The organism is Acidovorax sp. 56, assembly GCF_002749705.1.
Classification (GTDB): domain Bacteria; phylum Pseudomonadota; class Gammaproteobacteria; order Burkholderiales; family Burkholderiaceae_C; genus Acidovorax.
Genome location: NZ_PEEV01000001.1, coordinates 279,122 through 302,269 on the forward strand (window position 1 = coordinate 279,122; position 23,148 = coordinate 302,269).

Genomic DNA, 23,148 nt, shown 5'->3' on the forward strand with positions numbered 1-23,148 from the left:
CTCGACGGACCCCAGCAGGCTTTAGCCGCCCTTCTTGGAGCGCTTGCCAGGGTTCTTCTTGCTGCGGGTTGCAACACCGCGCTCCAGGCTCACGCGCTGGCCACGGCCTGGGGTGGCCAATGTGTAGCCGGGCACGGGCGTGGGGCGGGGAGTGCGCTTGCGGTCTGCTTCGGTAACGATCTTGTTGCCCATGGAAGGTCTCTGGAAAAATGGTGGAAAACAGATATTAGGCCATAGGTCGCGGGCCACCACCAAAAAAAGGTTGTCGCACGCGTGCTTCAGTGCCTTTGAGTAGCGCTATTTGAAGTCTTCGGTGAGTGGTTCGGATACACGCGCTGTGCTATGCAATCTGCAGCCGCGCAAGGACGCGCACCGCACCAGATGCCTGCGCTTGCAGCACCAGCCCTTCGCCCGACTGGGTGTTGGTCTGGGCCAAGTCTTGCAAAACGAACATGTGGGTCACCCAAACCTCGAACTGCCCAGTGCGCTGCGACGCCATTTGCAGCGCACCGCGCAGTTCGCGCAAGTGGTTGGCGCTGGTGGTTTCCACTGCCCCATGGGGGGAGCCCAATGCGTTCCAAACCTGGGGTGGACTGAAGGCCAGTGCAGCAGTGTCGATGCACCGGCACCAAGGGCTGGATTTGACTTGCGCTGGCTGCAACTGGCGCTGCGTAAACCAGTCACCCATGCGCCGGGCCTGCGATCGCCCCGCCTCGCTCAGGTTGCGCTGGGTGCCGCAGTCGTCCAGGCGAAACTGCGGTGGATCGAAGGTGCCAGGCGCAGTGGCGTGCCGAAATGCCATCACCACGCCGCCTGCCCGCAACAGGGCCTGCACATCGCCGTCGGCCCAAGCGGGGAGGACTCCCATGCCCAGGCCTGCCGCCAGCAGAGTGCGCCGGGTGGGCCGATGGAGCATGGGACTCAAGGTCATCACACGCCAGGCTCAAAGGCAAACCCATTGCCCGAAGCGGCCACCTTGCCAAAAGCCGGGAACGGGAAGTGGAATCCGCCCACCAGTGCCTTGCTCGCGGTCACCCGCGCAAAGACTTCGCGGCGTACCTTGCGGGCCGCTTCGGCATCCATGTCAAAGGTCACTGCCCAATCGGGGTTGCGGGCGAAGAGGGCAGGCACGTTGGTCAGGTCGGCCAGGTAAAAGAAGTTCTGGCCGGCAGATGCCACTTCAAACAACGTGTGCCCAGGGGTGTGACCGTAGGCCGCCACAGAACGGACACCCGGCAGCACCTCGCTGCCCGCAGCGAACTGCACCAGCATGTCCGGCGCCATGCCGTTGAATGTGCGGCGTGCATTTTCGAAAGCCCCTTTTTGCCCAGCGGGGGCCGCGGCCATGCGGGCGTCATCCATCCAGAACGCGTATTCAGCCGCAGGCACCATCACCTTGGCCTTTGGAAACGCCAGCTCACCTGCCTTGTTGCGCAGACCGTTGATGTGATCCCCATGGAAGTGGCTGATCAGCACGGTGTCGATGTCAGATGCGGGCACACCCGCTGCGCGCAGGTTCTCCAGCAACTTGCCTGCGGTAGGGCCACCAAAATCGCCCAGCCCGGTATCAATGAGCACCTTGTGCCCGCCTGTGATCACCACAAAGGGGGTGAAGGGCACATCGATGTAGTCGGTGGGCAGGCCCTGTGTCGCCAGCAGAGCGCGCACTTCGGCCAAGGGAGCATTTTTGACAAACTCTTCACCCAGCGGGCGCCGGGCAATGCCGTCGATCACAGCAATGACTTCGGCATCGCCCACCTTGGTGCGGCGAAAGCCCGGCGAGGGCAGTGCGGGGGTACCCAAGTTCGGCGCGTTTTGGGCCCACACAGGCACAAACGAGCCAGCGGCGTAGGCGCATGCGCCCAGGCCGGCACCCAGAAATTGGCGGCGTTTCAGCATCGATACTCTCCAGTCATTTAAAAACCGTTAAGTTTCGGACTGTAGCTTTGGGCCGCGGGGCCTGCTGCGCCGATGCTTTTCCCCTTGCCCTCAAGGGGGTTTGCGAGCGCTTTTACGTAAGGTCAAACGCGCTGCGCAGGGCCTGGCAAAACGACGGGCTGCCGCTGATGGACAGGGTGAGGGTGATGCGGGGCGCACCTGGGGCTCCGGCCCTGCGTTCAATGGCGCCTGTAGCGGCGTTGAATTGCAACGCCAATGGTGCAACGGTTTCCTCGCTGCCTTGCAGGTCGTAGTCCCAGTCGCCTCCGTCTTCCAAGGGAGCCGGGCCTTGCGGGAACTGCTGTTGGCACCACGTCAGCACCTGGGCCACCTCGGATTGCAATGTCGGCCATTGCTGGGGACTGACACTGGCCATAGCGTCAAAGGTGCCGACGCCTTCATAGTCTTCGCTGTAGTCAAAATCAAGGTAGCTGAGTGTCATGGTCGGTGGGGTGCAATGGTGGCTGGAACGGGCGCTTAGGGCAGGCATTGTGCGGCTTGTCGCGGTGGTGGCGGAGCACAATGCGCCACCCAACCCCCGGCTCTCGCCACCTTCATCTGCTTGTCACCATGCCATCCGCCAGCCCTTTGTTGTCCATCGACGATCTGCATTTCGGTTATCCCAGCGCCCCTGTTTTTTCAGGCTTCCAAGCCCGCATTGGGGCCGGTCTGGTGCTGGTGTGTGGGGACGAAAGCACGGGCAAGACCACCCTGCTGCGCTTGCTGGCGGGAGAGCTGACGCCCCAGCAAGGGCGCCTCACGCTGCATGGCATCAGTGCAGGGCAGTCTTCTGAGGCGTATCGCGCCCAGGTATTCCACGCCGACCCTCGCTCTGACACCCTCGAGCCATGGACCGCACAGGCCTGGCTGGACGCCCAGGCCCGGCGCTACCCTGGCTGGGATGCTGACGCCCTGGCGCTGCACATCCAGGGCTTTGCGCTGGCAGAGCATCTGGACAAAACCTTTTACGCCCTGTCCACCGGCACACGCCGCAAGGTCTGCATGGCCGCAGCCCTGGCCAGCCAGGCGCTGCTGACCTTGATCGACGAGCCTATTGCCGGGTTGGATAAGCCCTCGGTGGTCTATTTGGCCCAGGCCCTGGGCCGCAGTTGCCAGGGGGCCGAGCGTGCCGTGGTGGTGGCCCACTACGCGCCTTTGCCTGGGGTGCGGTGGGCAAAGGTGCTGGAGTTGCCCCCGCGCGAATGATCTGTGGGTCACGTCGCCGCCCACAATGTCCCCGCACTGCAGGGCTGGGTGCGCGGGCCTACACTCTGAGCCTGTTTACGATCCCGCAAAGACCGGTGCGCGGCCCCGGGGTGATCGTGGGCAGACTCTTCCTGGAGATTTACCGCATGGATGCCCTGCTTTTTGTTCCGGTGGCGATTGCCATCTCCCTCACGCCCGGCCCCAACAATTTTTGCGGCCTGAACAACGGCATTCGCGCCGGGGTGGGCGCTGCGTTGATTGCGACGCTGGGGCGTGTGGCCGCGTTTGCGATTTTTCTGACCGTGTCTGCGGTGGGCTTGGGCGCCATGCTGCTGGCGTCTGAAACCGCCTTCACGGTCGTGAAATGGGTGGGCGCTTGTTACCTGTTCTGGCTGGGTTGGCGCGCCTGGCGCAGCCGCGAATTTGGCGGCTTGCAAATGCTGGACAACGGTGAGGTGGCGCCAACCCAGGCCCCCGTCCAGCTCAAAGCCCTGATCTCCCAGGAGTTTTTGCTGGGCATCACCAATCCCAAGGCCATCGTGCTGTTTGCGGCCATCTTCCCGCAATTCATCGACCCATCGCGGCCCGCAGCGTCCCAGTTTCTGGTGCTGGGCTCTATCTATTTGATGTCTGAATTTGTCTCGACGGCGGTGTATGCAACCGGCGGGCGCCAGATTCGCCGCTTCATCCGCACATCGCGTGGGGTGGTGCGTTTGAACAAGGCCACAGGCGGCTTCTTCATGGGGGCGGGCGGCCTGCTGCTGGCCTCTCAGCGCTGAAGCCCTGCAGGCCCCGCGCGTGCATGCGGGGCCTTCGTAAAGCCTTGGTAAATCCAGCCCTCTGCCTGGGGGCAAATTGGAGTGCGTGGCTACCATACGGCTCCGGTTTTCACTTTGCTGCGCCTTCATGCCTGCCCAATCCTTCCTTCGCCGTTTCCCTTCTGCTGCGCGCCAAACTGGTCGCGCCCTGTGGTGGTTTGTGTTGCTGGTCTTGGTCGCACTGGCCGGTGCAGGCGGCTGGTGGTGGAAGCAGCAGCAAGCCCCTGTGGCCCCTGCCGCTGGCACCCCTGCTGCCGGTGCGGCCCGGGCGCCGGGGCGGTTCAGCGGGGCAGGGGGCGCGCAGCCCGTGTCGGTGGGCGTGGTGCAGCGCCAGGATGTGCGCGTCATGGTCAGCGCCATTGGCACCTTGAGCGCCCGCGCCACCGCTGTGGTGCGCGCCAAGGCCAGTGGCGAGCTGCTGTCCATCAAGTTCAAAGAAGGTGACGAGGTCAAAGCCGGGCAACTGCTGGCCGAGATTGACCCCCGCAGCTACCATGCCACGCTGACGCAGGTGCAAGGCAACTTGCAGCGCGACCAGGCCCAACTCAAGAACGCACAGCTCGATTTGCAGCGCTACCAGGACCTGCTGGCCAAAGACTCGATTGCCAGCCAGCAGGTCGACACCCAAAAAGCCCTGGTGCGCCAGCTGGAAGGCACGGTGGCTGCCGACCAGGCCCAGGTGGATGCGGCCAAGCTACAGCTGAGCTACACCCGCATCACCGCACCCATCGGCGGGCGGCTGGGCCTGCGCCAGGCCGACCGGGGCAACGTGGTCGGCCCGTCAGACGCTACGGGCATCGTCACCATCAACCAGGTGCGTCCGATGGATGCAGTGTTTTCGGTGCCTGAGGCCCAACTGGTCGCCATCAACCAGCGGCTGGCCAGCGGCGCCAGCCTGCCGGTGGAGCTGTGGGACCGCGACCAGAAGCAGCGCCTGGCGCGGGGCCGCCTGGGCGCGGTAGACAACGCCATCGACGCCACCACCGGCACCATCAAGGCCAAGGCGGCGTTCGACAACGAAGAGGGCCTGCTCTTCCCCAACCAGTTCGTCAACGTGAAGCTGCAGGTCAACCTGCTCAAGGACGTGCTCACGGTGCCCAGCACGGCGGTGCAAAACAACTACGTGTACCTGGTGCGCCCCGATGGCACCGTGACGCAGCGGCGCATCCGCGTGGGCGTGGCCGATGGCGACCGCGTGAGCGTGGAGGGCGAGCTGCAAGACGGCGAGCAGGTGGTGACCGATGGCATTGACCGCCTGCGCGAAGGCGCCAAGGTGGCCGTGATTGACGCCGCCGTGGCCACCCGTGCCGACGCCGCTGCGCAGGACGCGGGCGCCCGCCGCGCCGCCCTGATGGCCAGCCTGACCCCGCAGGAGCGTGAGCAGGTTGCCAAGATGTCGCAGGAAGAGCGCCGGGCCTTCTTCCGCAACCGGCGTGCACAGGCGCCCGCAGGCCCGCAAGGGGCGGCCAGCGGTGCTGCGGCCCCTGCACCGGCTGCACCGGCTACCGGGGCATCCCGCGCCAGTGCACCGGCCTCGGCGGCCACCGCTCCGGCCTCTGCGGCCTCGCACTGACCGGTCGCGCGCCTTCCCTCACCGCGCTGCGCAGGCCCAGTTGTTGCCGCTGCCACCATTGCCCTTGTCGCCATGAACCTGTCCCGCCTCTTCATCCTGCGCCCCATCGCCACCTCGCTGTTGATGGTGGCGCTGCTCATCGCGGGCTTGCTGGCTTACCGGCTGCTGCCCATCTCGGCACTGCCGGAGGTGGACTACCCCACCATCCAGGTCACCACGCTCTACCCCGGCGCCAGCCCCGATGTGATGACGTCCAACGTCACCGCACCGCTGGAGCGCCAGTTTGGCCAGATGCCGGGCCTGTCGCAAATGTCCTCCACCAGCTCGGGCGGGGCCTCGGTCATCACGCTGCGCTTTGCGCTGGATATGTCGATGGACGTGGCCGAGCAGCAGGTGCAGGCGGCCATCAACGCGGGCAGCAACCTGCTGCCCAGCGACCTGCCCATGCCGCCGCTGTACAGCAAGGTCAACCCGGCCGATGCGCCTGTGCTCACGCTGGCCATCACCTCGCCCTCGCTGCCCGTCATTCGCTTGAACGACCTGGTGGAAAACCGCCTCGCGCCCAAGCTCTCGCAGGTCAATGGCGTCGGCTTGGTGGCCATTGCGGGCGGGCGCCGCCCGGCGGTGCGCATCCAGGCCAACCCGACCGCGCTGGCCAACCTGGGCCTCACGCTGGAAGACGTGCGCAGCGCCATCGCAGCGGCCAACGTCAAGCAGGCCAAGGGCGGCTTTGACGGCCCCGCGCGCGCCTCCACCATCGACGCCAACGACCAGCTGCAGTCTGCGCAGGAATACCGCGACCTGATCCTCGCCTTTAAAAACGGCAACCCCATCCGTCTGCGCGATGTGGCGCAAACCGTGGACGATGCCGAAAACACGCGCCTGGCCGCCTGGGCGGGCACGCCCGAGACGGGTTCCAAGTCCGGCGTCATCCTCAACATCCGCCGCCAGCCTGGCGCCAACGTGATCGACACGGTCGATCGCATCAAGGCCCTGTTGCCCCAGTTGCAGGCCACGCTGCCCGCGTCGCTGGACGTGCAGGTGCTCACCGACCGCACCACCACCATCCGCGCTTCGGTCAAAGACATGCAGGTCGAGCTGGCCCTGGCCATTGGCCTGGTGGTGGCGGTGATCTTTGTGTTCTTGCGCAGTGCCTCGGCCACGCTCATCCCCAGCTTTGCGGTGCCGCTGTCGCTGGTGGGCACGTTTGGTGTGATGTACCTGGCGGGCTTTTCCATCAACAACCTCACGCTGATGGCGCTGACGATTTCCACCGGCTTTGTGGTGGACGACGCTATCGTCATGATCGAGAACATTGCCCGCTATGTGGAAGAGGGCGAGCCACCGCTGCAGGCCGCACTCAAGGGCGCCAAGCAGATCGGCTTCACCATCATCTCGCTCACCATCTCGCTCATTGCGGTGCTGATTCCGCTGCTGTTCATGGGCGATGTGGTGGGGCGCTTGTTCCATGAATTCGCCATCACCATGGCGGTGGCCATTTTGCTGTCGGCGGTGGTGTCGCTCACGCTCACGCCCATGCTGTGCGCCCGCCTGCTGCGCCACACGCCCGAAGAGAGCCACGGCCGCCTGTACCAGGCCACCGGCCGGTTTTTTGACCGCACCATCGCCCTGTATGGCCGTGCGCTGCAGTGGGTGCTGAACCGCCGGGGCCTGACCTGGCTGGCCTTTGGCGCCACGCTGGTGCTGACGGTGGTGCTGTACTTGGTGGTGCCCAAAGGCTTCTTTCCGGTGCAAGACACCGGCACGCTGCAGGCCACTACCGAGGCCGACCAGTCCATCTCGTTCGCCGCCATGGCCGAGCGCCAGCAGCAACTGGCCGAGCGCATCCTGCAAGACCCGGCCGTGAAAAGCGTGTCGTCCTTCATTGGCGTAGACGGTGCCAACACCACGCTCAACACCGGCCGCCTGCTCATTGACCTCAAGCCCCACGCCCGGCGCGACCGCGCCCCCGTGGTGCTGCGGCGCCTGGCCGATGACACCCGCGATCTGGCAGGCATTCGCCTGTATGCGCAGCCGGTGCAAGACCTCACCATCGAAGACCGCGTGGCGCGCACGCAGTACCAGTTGCTGATCTCCTCGCCCGACATGGCCCAGCTGCAGACCAGCACCGCCGATCTGGTGCAGCGCATGCGCGCCCTGCCGCAACTGGCCGATGTGGCCAGTGACCTGCAAAACCAGGGCCTGCAGGCCTTTGTGCAGATCGACCGCGCCCAGGCCAGCCGCCTGGGCGTGACGGTGGCGGGCATCGACACCGCGCTGTACAACGCCTTTGGCCAGCGGCTCATTTCCACCATCTTCACCCAGTCCAACCAGTACCGCGTGGTGCTGGAGGTGGCGCCCCAGTTCAAGCTGGGGCCGGAGGCGCTCAGCAGCATCTACGTCACATCAAGCGCAGGCAAGCCTGTGGCCTTGTCGTCTGTAGCCCGCATTGAAGAGCGCCCCATGCCTCTGGCGGTTAACCACGTGGGCCAGTTGCCTGCGGCCACCATCTCGTTCAACACCGCGCCGGGCGTGGCGCTGGGCGATGCGGTCAAAGCCATCCAGGCCGAGCAAGCAGCGGCGCGTGCGGCGGGCTTGCTGCCGCTGTCGGTGGACACGAACTTCCAGGGCGCGGCGCTGGCGTTTCAGGCGTCGTTATCGAACACGCTGCTGCTCATCCTGGCCGCAGTGGTCACCATGTACATCGTGCTGGGCGTGCTGTACGAAAGCACGATCCATCCGGTGACCATCCTCTCTACGCTGCCATCGGCGGGTGTGGGGGCGTTGCTGGCGTTGTGGATGGCGGGGCTGGATGTGGACATCGTGGCGGTGATCGGCATCGTGCTCTTGATCGGCATCGTCAAGAAGAACGCGATCATGATGATCGACTTTGCGCTGGAGGCGCAGCGCGACCAGGGGCTGCCTGCTCGGGAAGCGATTTATCAGGCTTGTTTGTTGAGGTTTCGGCCGATTTTGATGACGACGTTGGCTGCTTTGCTTGGGGCGTTGCCGTTGATGTTGGGCACGGGTGTGGGCAGTGAGTTGCGGCATCCGCTGGGGGTGACGATGGTGGGTGGGCTGATCGTGAGCCAGTTGCTCACGCTGTTCACTACGCCGGTGATTTATTTGACGTTTGAGGGGTGGGCTGAGCGGTGGCGGGCTCGGCGGGGGACTGTGTGATGGATGCTCCTGTTTTTGTAGCTGGTGGCGCTTTATTGGTAGGTGCTGGAGGTCGTTTTTTCTTCATGCCTTTGCATTGGGCGGGAGCCGGGAAGTGCGCCCGGCGGCGCAGTAACTTTCTTTTGCTTCGCCAAAAGAAAGTCACCAAAGAAAAGGCGACCCCAAGTCTGCGACCCCTGCGCTGCGCTTCGGGGCAAACCTGCGTCGGTGCGGTTGCGGGGTGCGCTGCGGAACTCACTGCGCGCCTGGGGCGCTCCGTTCAAACAGCCGCAGCGAGTCAGATGACGAAGCATGGGCGCTTCGACGCCCATGCCACCCCGCAACCGCCCCGCCGCAGGCGCAGCCACAGGGGGTGGATAGCCAAGCAGCCGAACATCCCAACAGCCACACGGGTCGTCGCTGCGCTCGACCCGGTCAGCGCTGCGCCCAGCGCGAGGCGCTTGCGCCCGCGAAGTAGGGCCGAGCAACGCGATGGCCCGTGTGGATGTTGGTTCCCCATCCCCTCTGTATGCGCCGAGGAGCGCAGCGGCCAGCGGATCAGGGATCGCGACTGTTTGAGCGCAGCGAGTTTGAGCGAGACCCCGCTGGACGCGAGCACCGCAGGTTGCCCCAGTGCGCAGCGCTGGGGACGCAGACAGTGGGGTCGCCTTCTTTTGCCTTCTTTTCTTGGCGACGCAAGAAAAGAAGGTGCCCCGCCGGGGGCACATCCCGGCACCCGCCCTCAAATCAGGCACGCCGCAAGATCAGCGAGCAAGCCCCGGCTTCGACAAGCTCAGCCCGAGCGGGTGGAGGTAGCGCCTAGGCTTCGACAAGCTCAGCCCAAACGGGCGGTGGCATTGCATGCAAATACTATCAATTTCATAGCTCCCTGCGCATACTCCATAAGCGCTAGAGCCAAAAAACATTCTAAAACCCAGAGGCCCGCCCCATGAGCCTCTCCACCCCCTTCATCCACCGCCCCATCGCCACCATGCTCCTCACCCTGGGCCTGGCCCTGGTGGGCGCGGTGTCGTACTTCCTCCTGCCCGTCGCCCCGCTGCCCCAGGTCGACTACCCCACCATCTCCGTCAGCGCCAGCCTGCCCGGCGCCAGCCCCGACACTGTGGCCGCCACCGTCGCCACGCCGCTAGAGCGGGCGCTGGGCTCCATCGCCGGGGTCAACGAAATCACCTCGCGCTCCATCCTGGGCAGCACCAGCATCACCCTGCAGTTTGATTTGAGCCGCGACGTGGACAGCGCCGCGCGCGACGTGCAGGCGGCCATCAACGCGGCCCGCACGCTGCTGCCCACAGGCATGCCCAGCAACCCGACCTACCGCAAGGTCAACCCGGCCGATTCGCCCATCATGATCCTGGCGCTCACGTCCGGCTCGCTCACACGCGGGCAGATGTACGATGCGGCTTCCACGGTGCTGGCGCAAAAGCTCTCGCAGGTCGAAGGGGTAGGGCAGGCCTCCGTCAGCGGCGGGGCACTGCCTGCGGTGCGTGTGTCGCTCGACCCGGTGCGGCTGGCGGCCAACGGCGTGTCGTTGGAGCAGGTGCGCAGCGCCATCAGCACCACCAACGCAAACCGCCCCCTGGGCGCGGTGGAGCGTGAAGACCACTACTGGCAGATTGCCGCCAACGACCAGGCCCGCGTGGCGGCCGACTACGCCCCGCTGGTGCTGCGCTGGAAAGACGGCAACGCCATTCGCCTGTCGGACGTGGCCGATGTGACCGACTCGGTGCAGGACGTGCGCAACTTTGGCGTGGCCAACGGCAAGCCTGCCATCTTGCTGCAGGTGTTCAAGCAGCCCGGCGCCAACATCCTCGAAGCCGTAGACCGCGTGCGCGCCATGCTGCCGCAGTTGAAGGCGTCCATCCCGGCGGCCATCGACATTGAGATCGTCTCCGACCGCACGCCCACGCTGCGTGCCTCGGTCAAAGAGGTGGAGCACGCGCTGCTCATCGCCGTGGCGCTGGTGATCCTGGTGGTGTTTCTGTTCTTGCGCAACGGGCGCGCCACGCTCATCCCTGCGGTGGCCGTGCCGGTGTCGCTGGCGGGCACGTTTGGGGTGATGTACCTGGCGGGCTACACGCTCGACAACCTCTCGCTCATGGCGCTGACCATTGCCACCGGCTTTGTGGTGGACGACGCCATCGTAGTGCTTGAAAACATCATGCGCCACATGGAGCGGGGCAAGTCAGCGCTGAAGGCCTCGCTCGATGGCGCGCGCGAGATCGGCTTCACCGTCGTGTCCATGAGCATCTCGCTCATCGCCGTGTTCGTGCCCATCCTGTTCATGGGCGGCATCGTGGGCCGCTTCTTTCGCGAATTCGCCATCGTCATGTCGGCGGCCATTCTGGTGTCGCTGCTGGTGTCGCTCACCACCACGCCCATGATGTGTGCGGCCTTGCTCAAGCACCCCAAGCCCATACCGGCCTCGCCACGCCAAGGTGCGTGGGCGCGTTTCTCGCGGTGGGTCGATGGCTTGCAGGCCCGTGGCCTGCGCGGCTACCGTAAAAGCCTGGCCTGGTGCCTGCGCCACCAGCCGGTGCTGCTGCTGGTGCTGGCGGGGGTGGTGGGGCTCAACGTCTACCTCTATACCGCCATCGACAAGGGCTTCATGCCCGAGCAGGACACGGGCCGCATCTCCGGCTTCATCCGGGCCGACCAGGCCACCTCGTACCAGGCCATGGAGCAGCGGCTGCAGCGCTTTTTGGCCATCGTGCAGGCCGACCCGGCGGTGGAATACGTCACTGGCTCCACCGGCGGCTGGCAGCGCAATGCGGCGCAGATGTTCATGACGCTCAAGCGCGGTCCGGGGCAAGAATCCTCTGACACGGTGATTGCGCGGCTGCGCGAGCAGCTCAAGAACGAGCCCGGCGCACGCCTGTTCATGTCGCCGCAGCGCGACATCCGCATTGGCGGGCGGCAAAGCAGCGCGTCGTTTGACTACACGCTGCAGGCCGACGACATTGCCGAGCTGCGCACCTGGGAGCCGCGCATCCGCCAGGCCCTGTCGCAACTGCCCGAACTGGAGGACGTGAACAGCGACGTGTCGGACTACGGCCTGCAAACCACGCTGGTGATCGACCGCGACGCCGCCACCCGTGCGGGGCTGACCATGGCGCAGATCGATGCCACCCTGAACGATGCCTTTGGCCAGCGGCAGGTGGGCGTCATCTACAACCCCCTCAACCAATACCGCGTGGTGATGGAGGCCGCGCCGCAATACCTGCAAAGCCCCGAGACACTGCGCGGCTTCTTCTTCGTGAACAGCGCAGGCCAGCAGGTACCGCTCACCGCGTTTGCGCGCATCACCACCACCAACACGCCGCTGTCTGTGAACCACGAACGCGGCACGCCTGCCAGCACCATCAGCTTCAGCCTGGCGCCGGGCGTGTCGCTGTCGCAGGCGGCCGATGTGGTGAACAACGCCGTGGCCGAGCTGGGCGTGCCCGTGGGCATTCGCGGCAGCTTCAGTGGCACGGCGGGGGCGTTCCAGTCGGCCCTGGCGGGGCAGCCGCTGCTCATTCTGGCGGCCATCATCACCATCTACCTGGTGCTGGGCATCTTGTATGAAAACCTGGTGCACCCCATCACCATCCTCTCCACCCTGCCCTCGGCCGGGGTGGGGGCGCTGCTGGCGCTGATGTGGTTCAAGACCGAGTTCTCGCTCATCGCGCTCATCGGCGTCATCTTGCTGATCGGCATCGTCAAGAAGAATGCGATCATGATGATTGACTTTGCGCTGGTGCGGCAGCGTGCAGGCAATGTCACGGCTGCGCAGTCCATCTACCGCGCCTGCAGCCTGCGGCTGCGCCCCATCCTCATGACCACCATGGCCGCCATTTTTGGCGCGCTGCCCCTGGCCATCAACCGCGCCGACGGGGCCGAGCTGCGCCAGCCGCTGGGCATTGCCGTGGTGGGTGGGCTGCTGGTGAGCCAGCTGCTCACGCTCTACACCACGCCGGTGGTCTACGTGGCGCTGGACCGCTTGCGCCAGCGCGTGCTGCGCACCGTGCGCCGCCTGCGGGGCGGCTTGCCCCAGGCCCCCACGGCGTTCAACGCGCCCATCGCACCGACCCCAGCGACCCCGGCGCTTGAAGGAAACGATTGATGCCTGCCACCCCCATTCCATTCGGCACACCCTCTATGACGCCACCCAACCGGCCGCCTTCCTCTGCAATACCCGCCGCCCTGCGCTGCGTGCCCACGCTGCTGGCGGTATCTGCGCTGGCCGTGCTGGCCGCCTGCAGCACCCAGCCGGGGTACGAGCGCCCCACGCAAACCGTGCCCGCCCACTACAAGGAAGCCTTGGCCGCCACCGCAGGCGGCATCTGGCAGCCCGCGCAAGCCGGGCAAGCTGGGCAGCAGGGCGCAGAAGTGCCCGCCGCGTGGTGGACGCTGTATGGCGACACCACACTCAACACTCTGCAAGAGCAGGCCGCCAGCGGCAACCAGAACATTGCCTTGTCGCTGGCCCGCCTGCGCGCCGCCCAGGCCGCCGTGGCCAGCAGCCGCGCCAGCCAGGGCCCCACGCTGGGAACCAGCGCCAGCACATCGCGTGCGCGCAGCGGCAGCCAGGCGGCCGATGGCAGCAGCACCGCCCGCATCAGCACCAGCCATTCCATCGGCCTCAATGCCAGCTGGGAGCTGGACCTGTGGGGCCGCATCGCAGGCACCGTGGACGCCGCCCGCGCCAGCGCCCAGGCCAGTGCCGACGACCTGGCAGCCGCCCGCCTGTCGGTGCAGGCCAGCGTGGCGCAAACCTATTTTTCGTTGCGCGCTGCAGAGGCCAACGCACAGATCCTGCGCGAAACACTGCAGGCCTATGACCGCAGCTGGGAGCTGACACGCAACCGCCAGCAAGCGGGCGTGGCCTCGGTGGCCGATGTGGCGCAGGCCGAGTCGCAATACAAATCCACCCAGGTGCAACTGCTCGAATCTGAAAGCAGCCGCACCCAGCTAGAGCACGCCCTGGCCGCTTTGCTGGGCCAGGCCCCCGCCAGCTTCAGCCTGCCCGCCACGGGCACGCTGCCACAGCCCCCCGTGGTGCCCGCCCAGTTGCCATCGCAACTGCTGGAGCGCCGCCCCGACATCGCCGCTGCCGAGCGCCGTGTGGCCGCCGCCAACGCGCAAATCGGCGTGGCCCAGGCCGCATTCTTCCCGGCGCTCACGCTGTCGGGCACGGCGGGGTACCGGGGCTCGGAGCTGTCCAACCTGTTCAACGCCCCCAACCTGTTCTGGTCGCTGGGGCCGCAGCTGGCACTGTCGCTGTTCGATGGCGGTGCCCGCACGGCTGCAGTGGAATCTGCCCGCGCCGCCAACGAACAAGCCGCCGCCACCTACCGCCAAACGGTGCTCACGGCCCTGCAAGAAGTGGAAGACAACCTGACCGCCGCCACCGCCCTGGCGCAAGAGCAGCAACTGCAAACCGAAGCCCTGGCCGCCGCCCAGCGTGCGCTGGATGTGGTGAGCAACCAGTACCGCGCGGGCACCGTGGGGTACCTCAATGTCATCACCGCCCAGGCCTCGGTGCTATCGGCGCAGCGCAGTTTGATTGACGTGCGCAGCCGCAGGCTGGCAGCGGTGAACACGCTGCTGAAGAACGTGGCGGGGCGGTGGGAGGTGGAGGGGCGGTGACCTTCGCGTATTGGCCAAAGGTGAATCCGAACTTCACGGGGCCTGGCGGTGCAGATACCGAGCTTCAGGTATTTGCAGAATAGACCACCACAGCGTTGCGACCTTGTGCCTTGGCTGCATAGCATGCTGAATCGGCAGCGACCATGACAGCCGCTGCGTCTATGAAAGATGCATCGACAACCACCAATCCGATGCTCGCTCCTACGCTGAAAGAGTGCCCTTCCCAGGGGAGGCGGTAGGAGGCCACGGCGCTTCGCAGCTTTTCTGCGACCTCTGTGGCCCGTGGGAGAGGACACCCATGCAACAAAACGGCAAATTCATCGCCGCCCAGGCGTGCCACGGTGTCCGTTTGGCGTACTTGCCCTGACAGGGCGTGCGCGATGTCGCGCAGGAGCGTGTCCCCCGCTGAGTGCCCCCCTGTATCGTTGACCTGCTTGAAGCGATCCAGGTCTATGAACATGACGCAGAGCGGCTTGTCGGCCGCCTGCGAAGTCGACTCTTTCAGCATTTCTTCGAACGCGGCGCGATTGACCAGCCCCGTCAAAGAGTCGTGGCTGGACGTCCACACAAGGCGCTCGCGGTGTGCTCGCGATGCGGTGATGTCCTCGACGGTCCATATGGTGCCCTTGGAGCTATCTCCCGGTGTGACAGCCCTTCCACGCAGTCGTGCCCAAAAGACTTCGCCACCACTGCGCTTCAGCTCCACCTCTCCGTTGAACACACCGTCGCGCATGAAGGCAGGCAGGGCCCTTGCAGACAGTGCGTCATATGCTTGCTGGTCGGGATAGATGATGGAGGCCAATTGGCCCAGGATGTCGGTTCGTTGGAATCCAAGCACGTTGCAAAACTCTCGACTCACCATCTCGAATCGACCGTCGCGTGTCAGCGCAATGCCGATATCTGCATGGTCAAGCACCGCTTCAATTTTGGACAGAAGTGCGTCAGTTTCCCCTTGCTTCTGGCGTCGCAGCTCCATCACTTGAGCGAATGCTTGCCCCAATTGCCCCACCTCACCATGACCGCGGGGCCATTCATCTGCAGACAAATCGTCTTGTGCTAACAGCAAATTGGCGCGTGCGTGAAGCCGGGAAATGGGGCGCGTAATGAGCCACGCCAGTGCCCCCGAAAGCGCCGCTACGACCAGCGCTACCCATGCGGCTGAGGTTCCGGCTGTCTTGCGAGCGGTCGCCACGGGCGCAAGTGCCTCGGACAAAGGGACAATGCGAGTCAACGTCCAATCTGTGTCCGGAATACCGGCCATTGCAACCAGATGTCCTTGGCTTTGGGTGGTTTTGCCGACGGTGTCTATCGGGCTGCCCAAGTCATGCCATTGTTCAAAGGCGTCGGCAAGTTCGGGCTCGTTGGCTGCGTTGCCCAGAATGCGTGCTTGGTTTGTGTGCGCCATGAGTACGCCTTGGCGGTTCATGACGAGCACGCGTGACCCCTCATCCCGATTTGCACGTATCCCATCGGTAAACAGGTTGTTCGAGTTCAGTGTCAGCACGCCTGCAAGAACGCCCAGCACTTCACCACCAGGCCCTCGGGCAGAAATTGCCATGACTACCACTGGCGTATGGACGAGCTTGGCCGTCAGCGGGTCGGAGATGACCGGCTGATCGGTGAGCAGTGCTTGTTGAAAGTAAGCTCGGTCCCCGATATTGGGCAGATCGGTTGCTAGTTTCCCCTGGGAGATTCGTCCCAGCAATTCGCCATTGGGCCTGGCCGCGATCACGCCTTCAAACAGTGAGCCCAGAGCCGGGTTTGCCTGCAGATGTGCCCGCATTGCGCCGGGGGTGCTCCAGAGCTCCACCGGAGTTTGCCGTGTGGTCGCCTTCAGCGCGTCACGCAGCATGTCAACCTTGGTACCAAGCAGCATTGCTGTGCGTTCAGCATCGTCGCTTTCGGCTTGCACCAGCAACTGCTGCATGTTGGCTTCCGTAGCGATGAATGCGAAATGGGCGGTGATGATGGCAGCTGCCGCTGCGGCCGTCACGGCGATAGCGACGATCTGGAACTTGAGCGTGTGAACCCACGCCAAACGCTGGCGGATTGGATGGACAGCAATTTGCATGGCGCAAATACTAACCCCACGCCCCTGTCAATGAATGGGGGTGCAACCCTGTACATGAAGCCGCTCGCTTCATCACCGCTCTCGCTCCATCTCCCTGTGATGGGATGCATCTTTTGCAGGTCTGTTGTTGCTGAAACGGTGCCCGTCGCCCGGATGTCTGCTTCAGCGGCTCTGCTGGGCCTCCATCCCTTTTGTTACAACACCAAAAATGCCCCAGCCGCCACCGCTGTAGGCCCCAGCGCCCCCAGCAGCAGCCCGCCTGCCCCAATCGTCTGGTCGGCAAAGCCGTTTTTCAGCAGCGCGACCCCGGCTGGGTTGGGGGCGTTGGCGATGACGGTGAGGCCACCGCCTGCCACGGCGCCGGCCACCAGCGCGTATTGGGCGGCGGGTGAGATACCTTCGATGAGCGAGCCCAGGTAGGTGAGGGCGGCGTTGTCGGTGATGGCGGTAAGGCCCACAGCGCCCGCGAACAGGGCCAGGGGCTCCAGGCCTGAGACGATGGGCTGCAGCCACCATTGCTGCATGCCGCCCAGCACGACCAGTCCGGCCAGGAAGAAGCCCACCAGCAGTGCTTCTTTGAGGATGAGCGGGCTTTGGTGGCGTGCGTACGCCTGGGTGTAGCCCAGGAACATCAGGAACAGCCCCAGGAACACGACCGGGTGGTGCGCAAACAGCACCACGCCTGCCAGCAGGGCGATGTGCACGGCGGCGACGGATGCGGGCACGGGGCGTTGGTCTGCGGCCTCTTGCCCGGCCTGCAGGGCGGCGGCGGTGGGCAGGTGGCGGCGCAGCACCAGGGCGCACGCGGTGGCGTTGACCAGCACGGCCACGGCGGCCTTCCAGCCAAAGGTGGTGAGCATGAAGGCGCTGTCCCAGCCCCAGGTGGCGGCCACCATCAGCACGGGTGGCGCGGCATACGAGGTGAGCGTGCCGCCGATGGACACGTTGACGAACAGCACGCCCAGCGCCAGGTACTTAAGCCGCTCGGGCATGGCGGGGCGGAAGATTTGCGGGGCCAGCATGAGGGCGGCAATCGTCATGGCGGCGGGCTCGGTGATGAGCGAGCCGAGCAGCGGCACGGCGGCCAGGCCCAGCCAGGCGGTGACGAGCGGGGTGGGCAGCGGCGTGACGCGCGCCAGGGTGTCCACGGCCGCCATCACGGTGCGCAGCACGGGGCGCGATGCGGCGATGACCATGACGACGAAGACGAACAGGGGCTCGGTGTAGTTGCGCGATTCGGCGTACTGCAGGGCCTGCGGGCCGCCTGCGGCCAGAGCCATGGCCACGATGAGCACCATGGCCCAGAAGCCGAAGACCACCTCGACCTCACCGAGCAGGTGAAACAGCCCGGCGTGGCGCCGGTAGCGGTGCGATAGCCGCTCGAAGCATTTGACGGAGAAGGTGTGCAGCAGCGCCAGGCCAAACAGGGCGGCGGCGATCCATTGGATGAGAGGGGTGTTCATGCAGGCAAGCAGTCGTAGAAAAGCCGCGAGGCGGCCCGACCATCGCTGTACCTGTTGCGCCGATTTGCGCAGACACCCAACGCGTATTTTAACGGCTGGCCCTTGCGCAACTGCGTAGGAGAAGTGCGCCCCTGGCGTACGGTCGCTGCTACATCGCCTTGAACAGGTGGGCGTAGAGGCGGCTCACGGCCAGGCGCTCGGGGCGCCCGCGCAGGTTCAGGTGCAGCTTGCCGGATTTGTCGCGAACCACGGTGGCGATGGCGCTGGCACGCACCAGGGTGCTGCGGTGCACTTGCCAGAATTCCTGCGGGTCGAGCTGGTCCGACAGCTCTTTGAGAGGGGTGCGGATGAGGTATTCGGCACCGGCCGTGAGCACGCGCACGTACTTGTCTGCCGCCTCAAAGTACAGCACGTCGCCCACGGGCACCATGTGGATCTGGCTGCCGTGGCTCGCCTGGATGACGGTGAGGCGCGGGGCCTGCTGCTGCGCTGCCAGTGGCGTGGGGGCGAGGGGGGCGCTGGTTGCGCTGGATGTTGCCCCGGGCCACAGGCCTGGCTGGGCCAGCAGTTGGCGCAACTGGTCTACGGTGCGTTGCAGGCTGGGCTCCAGCGCGTGCGCCTGCGCCTCAGTGTGTGCTGGGGCCAGGGCCGCAGTGCTTTGGTTTGCTATTGAATTTGTAGCTGCTTGCGCTTTATGAATCAGCGCTAGACGCAGTTTTTGCACTGTTTTTTGCAGCCGGGCGCTTTGCACGGGCTTGAGCAGGTAGTCCACGGCCTGGGCCTCAAAGGCCTGCACGGCGTACTGGTCGTAGGCGGTGACAAACACCAGCGCCGGAAAAGGCCGGTGGGCGGGCCAGGCGTCGGCCAGCGCCACGGCAGCGTCCAGCCCCGTCTGGCCGGGCATGCGAATGTCGAAGAACAGCACATCGGGCTGCAGCGCCAGCGCTTGCTGCACGGCCGAGAGGCCGTCGCCCACGGTGGCGGCAATCTGCAGTTCGGGCCAGGCGGTGCGCAGCTCGTGCTGTAGCGCGGCGGCCAACAGGGGCTCGTCTTCGGCGATGAGGGCGCGCGGGGCTGCGGGTGTCATGGGTGCTGGATTTTTAAAGGAAAACGCACGCTAGCGCTGGTACCACCAGCGCTGGCAGCTATCAAATCAAGAGTGCCTGCATTGCCATGCAGGGTGGCCAGCCGCTCGCGCACCTGGGCCAGGCCAAAGTGGGTGCTGGCGGTGGGGGCGGTGCCGGGCGTGGGGTGGGCGCTATGGCCCAGGCCCACGCCGGTGTCGGTCACCTCCAGCACCAGGTATTGCGTGGCTGGTGCTGACGGTGTGGAAGGGGCACTGGGCTGCACGCTGGCCCGCACGCTGATGTGCCCACCCGCGACCTGCGGCTCCAGCCCATGGCGGATGGCGTTTTCTACCAGCGGCTGCAGCAGCAGCGGGGGCACGGGCACCTGGCGCAGGGCCTCGGGCAAATCCAGCGTGTAGTGCAGGCGCGGACCCATGCGCACGGCCATCAGCTCCAGGTAGTCGCGCAGGCGGTCAAACTCGTCGGCCAGGGGGTGATGGGTGGCGCGCGATGCGGTCAAGGTGGCGCGCAGGTAGGCAATCAGGTGGTCCAGCATGGCCTGGGCGCGCGCGGGGTCTAGTGCAATCAGCACGCGCAGGTTGGCCAGGGTGTTGAAGAGCATGTGCGGCTCTAGCTGGGTTTCGAGCAGCTTCAAGCGGGCCTCGGCGGCGTCGCGCTCTGTCAGCGCGATGCGTGCCTGCAGGGCGCGGGCCGTGCCCCGGCTGTAGAAGAAGAACGATGCTGCCACCGTGGCCAGCGTGGTGATGACCAACACTGTGGCCAGCGCACCGGGGGTGGCCTGCCAGCGTGCCCAGGTGGAGCACTGGCACCACAGATCGCCCAGCGCGGTGCCCGCGCCAAAGCCGGTGACCGTGCCTGCGGCCACCAGGGCAATGCCCCGCCAGCCCCGGGGCCACATGCCTGCCTCATGGCGTGCCAGCGTGATGCGACCGGCCTCGATGACAGCCCAGGACACCATGCCGATGGCCAGGGAGTACACAAGGTTCTGGTCCCATGGCCCCTTGCCGCCCAGCGTCAGCGCCAGTGCAATGCTGCAGCAAAAGGTGGCCACGATGAGGGCGTGGCGCACCACGCCCACAGCCAGCGCGGCCCCGCCTGTGGCAGCCTCTGGCGCCAGTGTGTGGGCGGGTGGCCGATGCGGTGTGGGGGGCGGGTTGGGCTGCGGCATGGGCATGGTGGGGTGATTCTAGGAGCCACGTTGGCCACTGTAGCCGGGCGCCGAAATGCGCCCAGCGTTGTCGCTCTCAGCGGGGGCGGTGCGTTGCCTTCAGGCGTTCTCGCTCGGTGTGCACCATGCGCTCGCGCAGGCTGCTGCCGCTGCCCAGCACAAACACCGCCAGGCCATGCGCCGCCAACCCGATGGCCCAGCCCATGGCCGGGAAGATGGCCCAGTGCTTGCCGTGGGCCGATGACAGCAGGGCCAGCACCACATTGACGAGCACGTAGAGGGTGGCGTGCAGGTACCAGCCGAGCTTGGCGCCCGCGCGCTTGCGGGCGAGGCGGTCCAGCGCGTCGGTTGGCTCAGCATGGTTGGCGGGGTGCGATGCGTGCAGTGGTTCTGAGGGATGCATGGTGGCTCCTTGGTGGACGATGAAAGGTGAAAGAAAACGGAAACGGAAGCGGAAGCGGAAGCGGAAACAGCGTGAGAGGGAATCGGGCGGTTTGGGGTTAGATCAGCCCCAGGCTGCCCCACAGCCATTGGCCCAGCAGGCGCTGCGGCTGCAGGGTGAACGACCCCGCCACCACGCAGCCTCCGATGTACACGCCCTGCATGGTGCGCCGGTGGCCGCTGAGGTTGCCCTGCAGCAGGTAGCGGAACGACAGCACGATCATCCCCAGTGCAAAGGGCACCAGCAGGTGGATGGGGCCAAAGCCCGCCAGGCGCGGCCCCCGGCTGCCGCTGATGAACAGGGCCGACAGCGCGGTGAGCACCATGAGCGTGACCCAGGCATAGCCTGCAGCGCGGTGCAGGCGTGGGCGCTGTGCCCGGCTGCGGCGGGCCCACAGGGCCACGGGGCCCAGTGCGGTTGCCAGCACGGCGGCGGTGAGGTGGATGGCAACGGCGGGAGGCAGGGTGGAGAGCGTGGTCATGGCTGGTGTCTCGCGGGTGTCGCTGCAGTGCGGTGGGCGTTGGTTGTTTGCTGTGGGCAGAGCGTCTTGGGATGGCGTGACTGTGCCGGGCGCATCGGGTAGGGGCCAGGGCTTTGCGACGAAGTGCGCAGGGGCGGCGCAAAGTGCGGTTGGGCGGCGCGAAATGCTTGCGGTGCCGTGCGAGGTGCGGCAACAGGCCCCGTTGGGTCAGACGATAATTTGCGCTTTAGCTGGCCCGTGGGGCCTGAAGGAATTGCGCGTGGATATCGTTTTGCTGGCCAAGGCCGCCGTCATGGGGGTGGTAGAGGGGTTGACCGAGTTTCTCCCCATCTCGTCCACCGGCCACCTGATTCTTGCGGGCTCGCTGCTCGGTTTTGACGACGCCAAGGCCAAGGTGTTTGACATCGCTATCCAGACCGGCGCCATCTTTGCCGTGATCCTGGTGTATTGGCAAAAAATCCGCGCCACGCTGGTGGCGCTGCCCACCGAGCGGCAGGCGCAGCGGTTTGCGCTCAATGTGTTCATCGGCTTTTTGCCTGCCGTGGTGCTGGGGCTGCTGTTTGGCAAGGCCATCAAGGCGCACCTGTTTACGCCTGTGGTGGTGGCCACCACGTTCATCGTGGGCGGCTTCATCATCCTGTGGGCAGAGCGCCGTGCGCCCGTGGCCACGCGCATTGAGGCGGTGGACGACATGACCCCGCTGGACGCCCTGAAGGTGGGCCTGGTGCAGTGCCTGGCCATGGTGCCGGGCACCAGCCGCAGCGGCTCCACCATCATTGGCGGCATGCTGCTGGGGCTGTCGCGCAAGGCGGCGACGGACTTCTCGTTCTTTTTAGCCATCCCCACGCTGATTGGCGCGGGCGTGTACAGCCTGTACAAGGAGCGTGCGCTGCTGTCGCTGGCCGATGCGCCGATGTTCCTGACCGGCCTAGTCTTCTCGTTCATCAGCGCCTGGCTGTGTGTGCGCTGGCTGCTGCGCTACATCAGCACGCACAGCTTTGTGGCGTTTGCCTACTACCGCATTGTGTTTGGCGTGGTGGTGCTGGCCACCGCGTGGCTGGGGTGGGTGCAATGGGCCGAGTGAGCCATCACCTGCGCCCCCGCCTGAGGTCAGTGCTGGCCTGGGTGTGCTGCGGTGCGAGTGCGGCGGCGCTGGCTCAGGCGGCGGGCGCTGCCGCTGAGGTGCCCGGCGCGGCAAGTTCGGCAACTGTGACAACCACGGCCCCCCAAGAGGCCGCGCCCGCTCCGGCGTCTGCTGCTTCCAAGCCCACGTTGAACTATGTCCTGGGGGGCATCGTAGGCTCCAGCCCCGACTATGCCGGGGGCGCGGGCCGCTCTTACAGCCTGCGCCCGGCTTGGGCGCTGGAATACGGGCGGTTTCGCCTGAGCACCTCGCGTGGCAGCGCCCTCATGGGGCACGGGCTGGCGGGGTGGTCTGATTCAGGCGCCAGTGCCACGCTGGCCCAAAGCGACCGCTTTGCCCTGAACGCATCGCTGCGCATTGACCAGGGGGACGATGGATCGGATTCGCCCATGCGCCGTGGCTTGCCCGAGGTGCGCTCCACCCTGCGTGCGCGCCTGAGCGCGGGCTATGCGCTCACCCCGCGCTGGTCGGTGGGAGCCGGGGTGTCGCAAGATATTTTGGGGCGCGATGGCGGCATGCTGCTGTCGACCAACCTGGGGTACAGCTTTCCCTATTCCGAGCAAACCCGCGTGTCGTTCGGCGTGGGGGCCAGCTTTGCCGACCGGCAATACCTGCGCAGCCACTTTGGGGTGCCAACCTCTGCGGCGGGCTCTACCAGCCCGCTGCCTGCGTTTGACCCCCACGCGGGTCTGTACAGCGTGGATGCGGGTGTGGACGTGATGGTGGCCCTGAGCCGCCACTGGGTTGCGCTGGGCGGCGTGCGGGTGTCGCAGTTGCAGGGGGATGCGCGGCGCAGCCCGCTCACGGTGCAGCCGGTGGGGTATTCGGCATCGGTGGGGCTGGCCTATCGCTGCTGCCGGTAAGAGCGGTTCACAAAACCCTTCTGGCAGTTTTTACTGCGTCTCGTCGCATTGCTCGCACTGCCTGCGACGCAGCGCCTAGGCACAA

Annotated in this window: 18 protein-coding genes; 8 read left to right on the forward strand and 10 right to left on the reverse strand. The window is 65.9% G+C overall.

Annotation, left to right across the window (positions count from 1 at the left end; all coding sequences use genetic code 11):
* Window positions 1-21: 21 nt before the first annotated feature.
* The 4 genes from CLU88_RS23035 to CLU88_RS01190 form a co-directional block, all read right to left on the reverse strand.
* Window positions 22-192, reverse strand: a complete 171-nt coding sequence (locus CLU88_RS23035) for a hypothetical protein (protein ID WP_162995995.1) — start codon at window positions 190-192, stop codon at window positions 22-24.
* A gap of 148 nt (window positions 193-340) precedes the next feature.
* Window positions 341-931 carry a histidine phosphatase family protein gene (locus tag CLU88_RS01180; protein WP_099655029.1) on the reverse strand — a complete coding sequence of 197 codons (591 nt, stop codon included), beginning with the start codon at window positions 929-931 and terminating at the stop codon, window positions 341-343.
* Window positions 931-1,899 (reverse strand): MBL fold metallo-hydrolase, encoded by a 969-nt coding sequence (locus CLU88_RS01185; RefSeq protein ID WP_099655030.1) that lies wholly within the window; start codon window positions 1,897-1,899, stop codon window positions 931-933. Before CLU88_RS01185 ends, CLU88_RS01180 begins: the two co-directional genes overlap by 1 nt.
* Window positions 1,900-2,011: 112 nt before the next feature.
* Window positions 2,012-2,380: a hypothetical protein gene (locus tag CLU88_RS01190; protein ID WP_099655031.1), complete on the reverse strand. Its 369-nt coding sequence runs from the start codon at window positions 2,378-2,380 to the stop codon at window positions 2,012-2,014.
* Window positions 2,381-2,508: 128 nt separating this feature from the next.
* Here CLU88_RS01190 and CLU88_RS01195 point away from each other — a divergent pair, with 128 nt between their 5' ends.
* From CLU88_RS01195 to CLU88_RS01225, 6 genes are all read left to right on the forward strand, one after another.
* On the forward strand, window positions 2,509-3,144 hold the full coding sequence (locus tag CLU88_RS01195) for an ATP-binding cassette domain-containing protein (RefSeq protein ID WP_099655032.1): 636 nt from the start codon (window positions 2,509-2,511) through the stop codon (window positions 3,142-3,144).
* 146 nt (window positions 3,145-3,290) lie between these two features.
* A complete protein-coding gene (locus CLU88_RS01200; RefSeq protein ID WP_099658550.1) occupies window positions 3,291-3,923 on the forward strand; it encodes a LysE family translocator in 633 nt (210 codons plus the stop codon).
* Between the two features lie 127 nt (window positions 3,924-4,050).
* Entirely contained in the window at window positions 4,051-5,535 is a 1,485-nt protein-coding gene (locus CLU88_RS01205) for an MdtA/MuxA family multidrug efflux RND transporter periplasmic adaptor subunit (RefSeq protein WP_099655033.1), read from the forward strand.
* Window positions 5,536-5,607: 72 nt separating this feature from the next.
* The gene (locus CLU88_RS01210) at window positions 5,608-8,715 is read left to right on the forward strand and encodes an MdtB/MuxB family multidrug efflux RND transporter permease subunit (protein ID WP_099655034.1); all 3,108 of its coding nucleotides are present in this window, start codon (window positions 5,608-5,610) and stop codon (window positions 8,713-8,715) included.
* Between the two features lie 928 nt (window positions 8,716-9,643).
* A complete protein-coding gene (locus CLU88_RS01220) occupies window positions 9,644-12,817 on the forward strand; it encodes an efflux RND transporter permease subunit (protein ID WP_233205335.1) in 3,174 nt (1,057 codons plus the stop codon).
* A gap of 35 nt (window positions 12,818-12,852) precedes the next feature.
* Window positions 12,853-14,343 (forward strand): efflux transporter outer membrane subunit, encoded by a 1,491-nt coding sequence (locus CLU88_RS01225; RefSeq protein ID WP_099655036.1) that lies wholly within the window; start codon window positions 12,853-12,855, stop codon window positions 14,341-14,343.
* Between the two features lie 64 nt (window positions 14,344-14,407).
* On the opposite strand, the gene CLU88_RS01230 is transcribed toward CLU88_RS01225, so the two are convergent.
* The 6 genes from CLU88_RS01230 to CLU88_RS01255 form a co-directional block, all read right to left on the reverse strand.
* Window positions 14,408-16,414 (reverse strand): diguanylate cyclase domain-containing protein, encoded by a 2,007-nt coding sequence (locus tag CLU88_RS01230; RefSeq protein ID WP_099655037.1) that lies wholly within the window; start codon window positions 16,412-16,414, stop codon window positions 14,408-14,410.
* Between the two features lie 194 nt (window positions 16,415-16,608).
* Window positions 16,609-17,877: a putative Na+/H+ antiporter gene (locus CLU88_RS01235; protein ID WP_099655038.1), complete on the reverse strand. Its 1,269-nt coding sequence runs from the start codon at window positions 17,875-17,877 to the stop codon at window positions 16,609-16,611.
* A gap of 148 nt (window positions 17,878-18,025) precedes the next feature.
* A complete protein-coding gene (locus tag CLU88_RS01240) occupies window positions 18,026-18,964 on the reverse strand; it encodes a LytTR family DNA-binding domain-containing protein (protein WP_099655039.1) in 939 nt (312 codons plus the stop codon).
* Entirely contained in the window at window positions 18,961-20,139 is a 1,179-nt protein-coding gene (locus CLU88_RS01245) for a sensor histidine kinase (protein WP_233205336.1), read from the reverse strand. Before CLU88_RS01245 ends, CLU88_RS01240 begins: the two co-directional genes overlap by 4 nt.
* Window positions 20,140-20,209: 70 nt before the next feature.
* A complete protein-coding gene (locus CLU88_RS01250; RefSeq protein WP_099655041.1) occupies window positions 20,210-20,536 on the reverse strand; it encodes a 2TM domain-containing protein in 327 nt (108 codons plus the stop codon).
* A gap of 97 nt (window positions 20,537-20,633) precedes the next feature.
* Entirely contained in the window at window positions 20,634-21,056 is a 423-nt protein-coding gene (locus CLU88_RS01255; RefSeq protein WP_099655042.1) for a DUF2306 domain-containing protein, read from the reverse strand.
* Window positions 21,057-21,315: 259 nt separating this feature from the next.
* On the opposite strand from CLU88_RS01255, the gene CLU88_RS01260 reads away from it, so the two are divergent.
* Both CLU88_RS01260 and CLU88_RS01265 read left to right on the forward strand, forming a co-directional pair.
* Window positions 21,316-22,140, forward strand: coding sequence for an undecaprenyl-diphosphate phosphatase (locus CLU88_RS01260; protein WP_099658551.1), 825 nt, complete (start codon window positions 21,316-21,318; stop codon window positions 22,138-22,140).
* Window positions 22,128-23,063 (forward strand): MipA/OmpV family protein, encoded by a 936-nt coding sequence (locus CLU88_RS01265; protein ID WP_099658552.1) that lies wholly within the window; start codon window positions 22,128-22,130, stop codon window positions 23,061-23,063. The genes CLU88_RS01260 and CLU88_RS01265 overlap by 13 nt, the downstream gene beginning before the upstream one ends.
* Window positions 23,064-23,148: the final 85 nt, after the last annotated feature.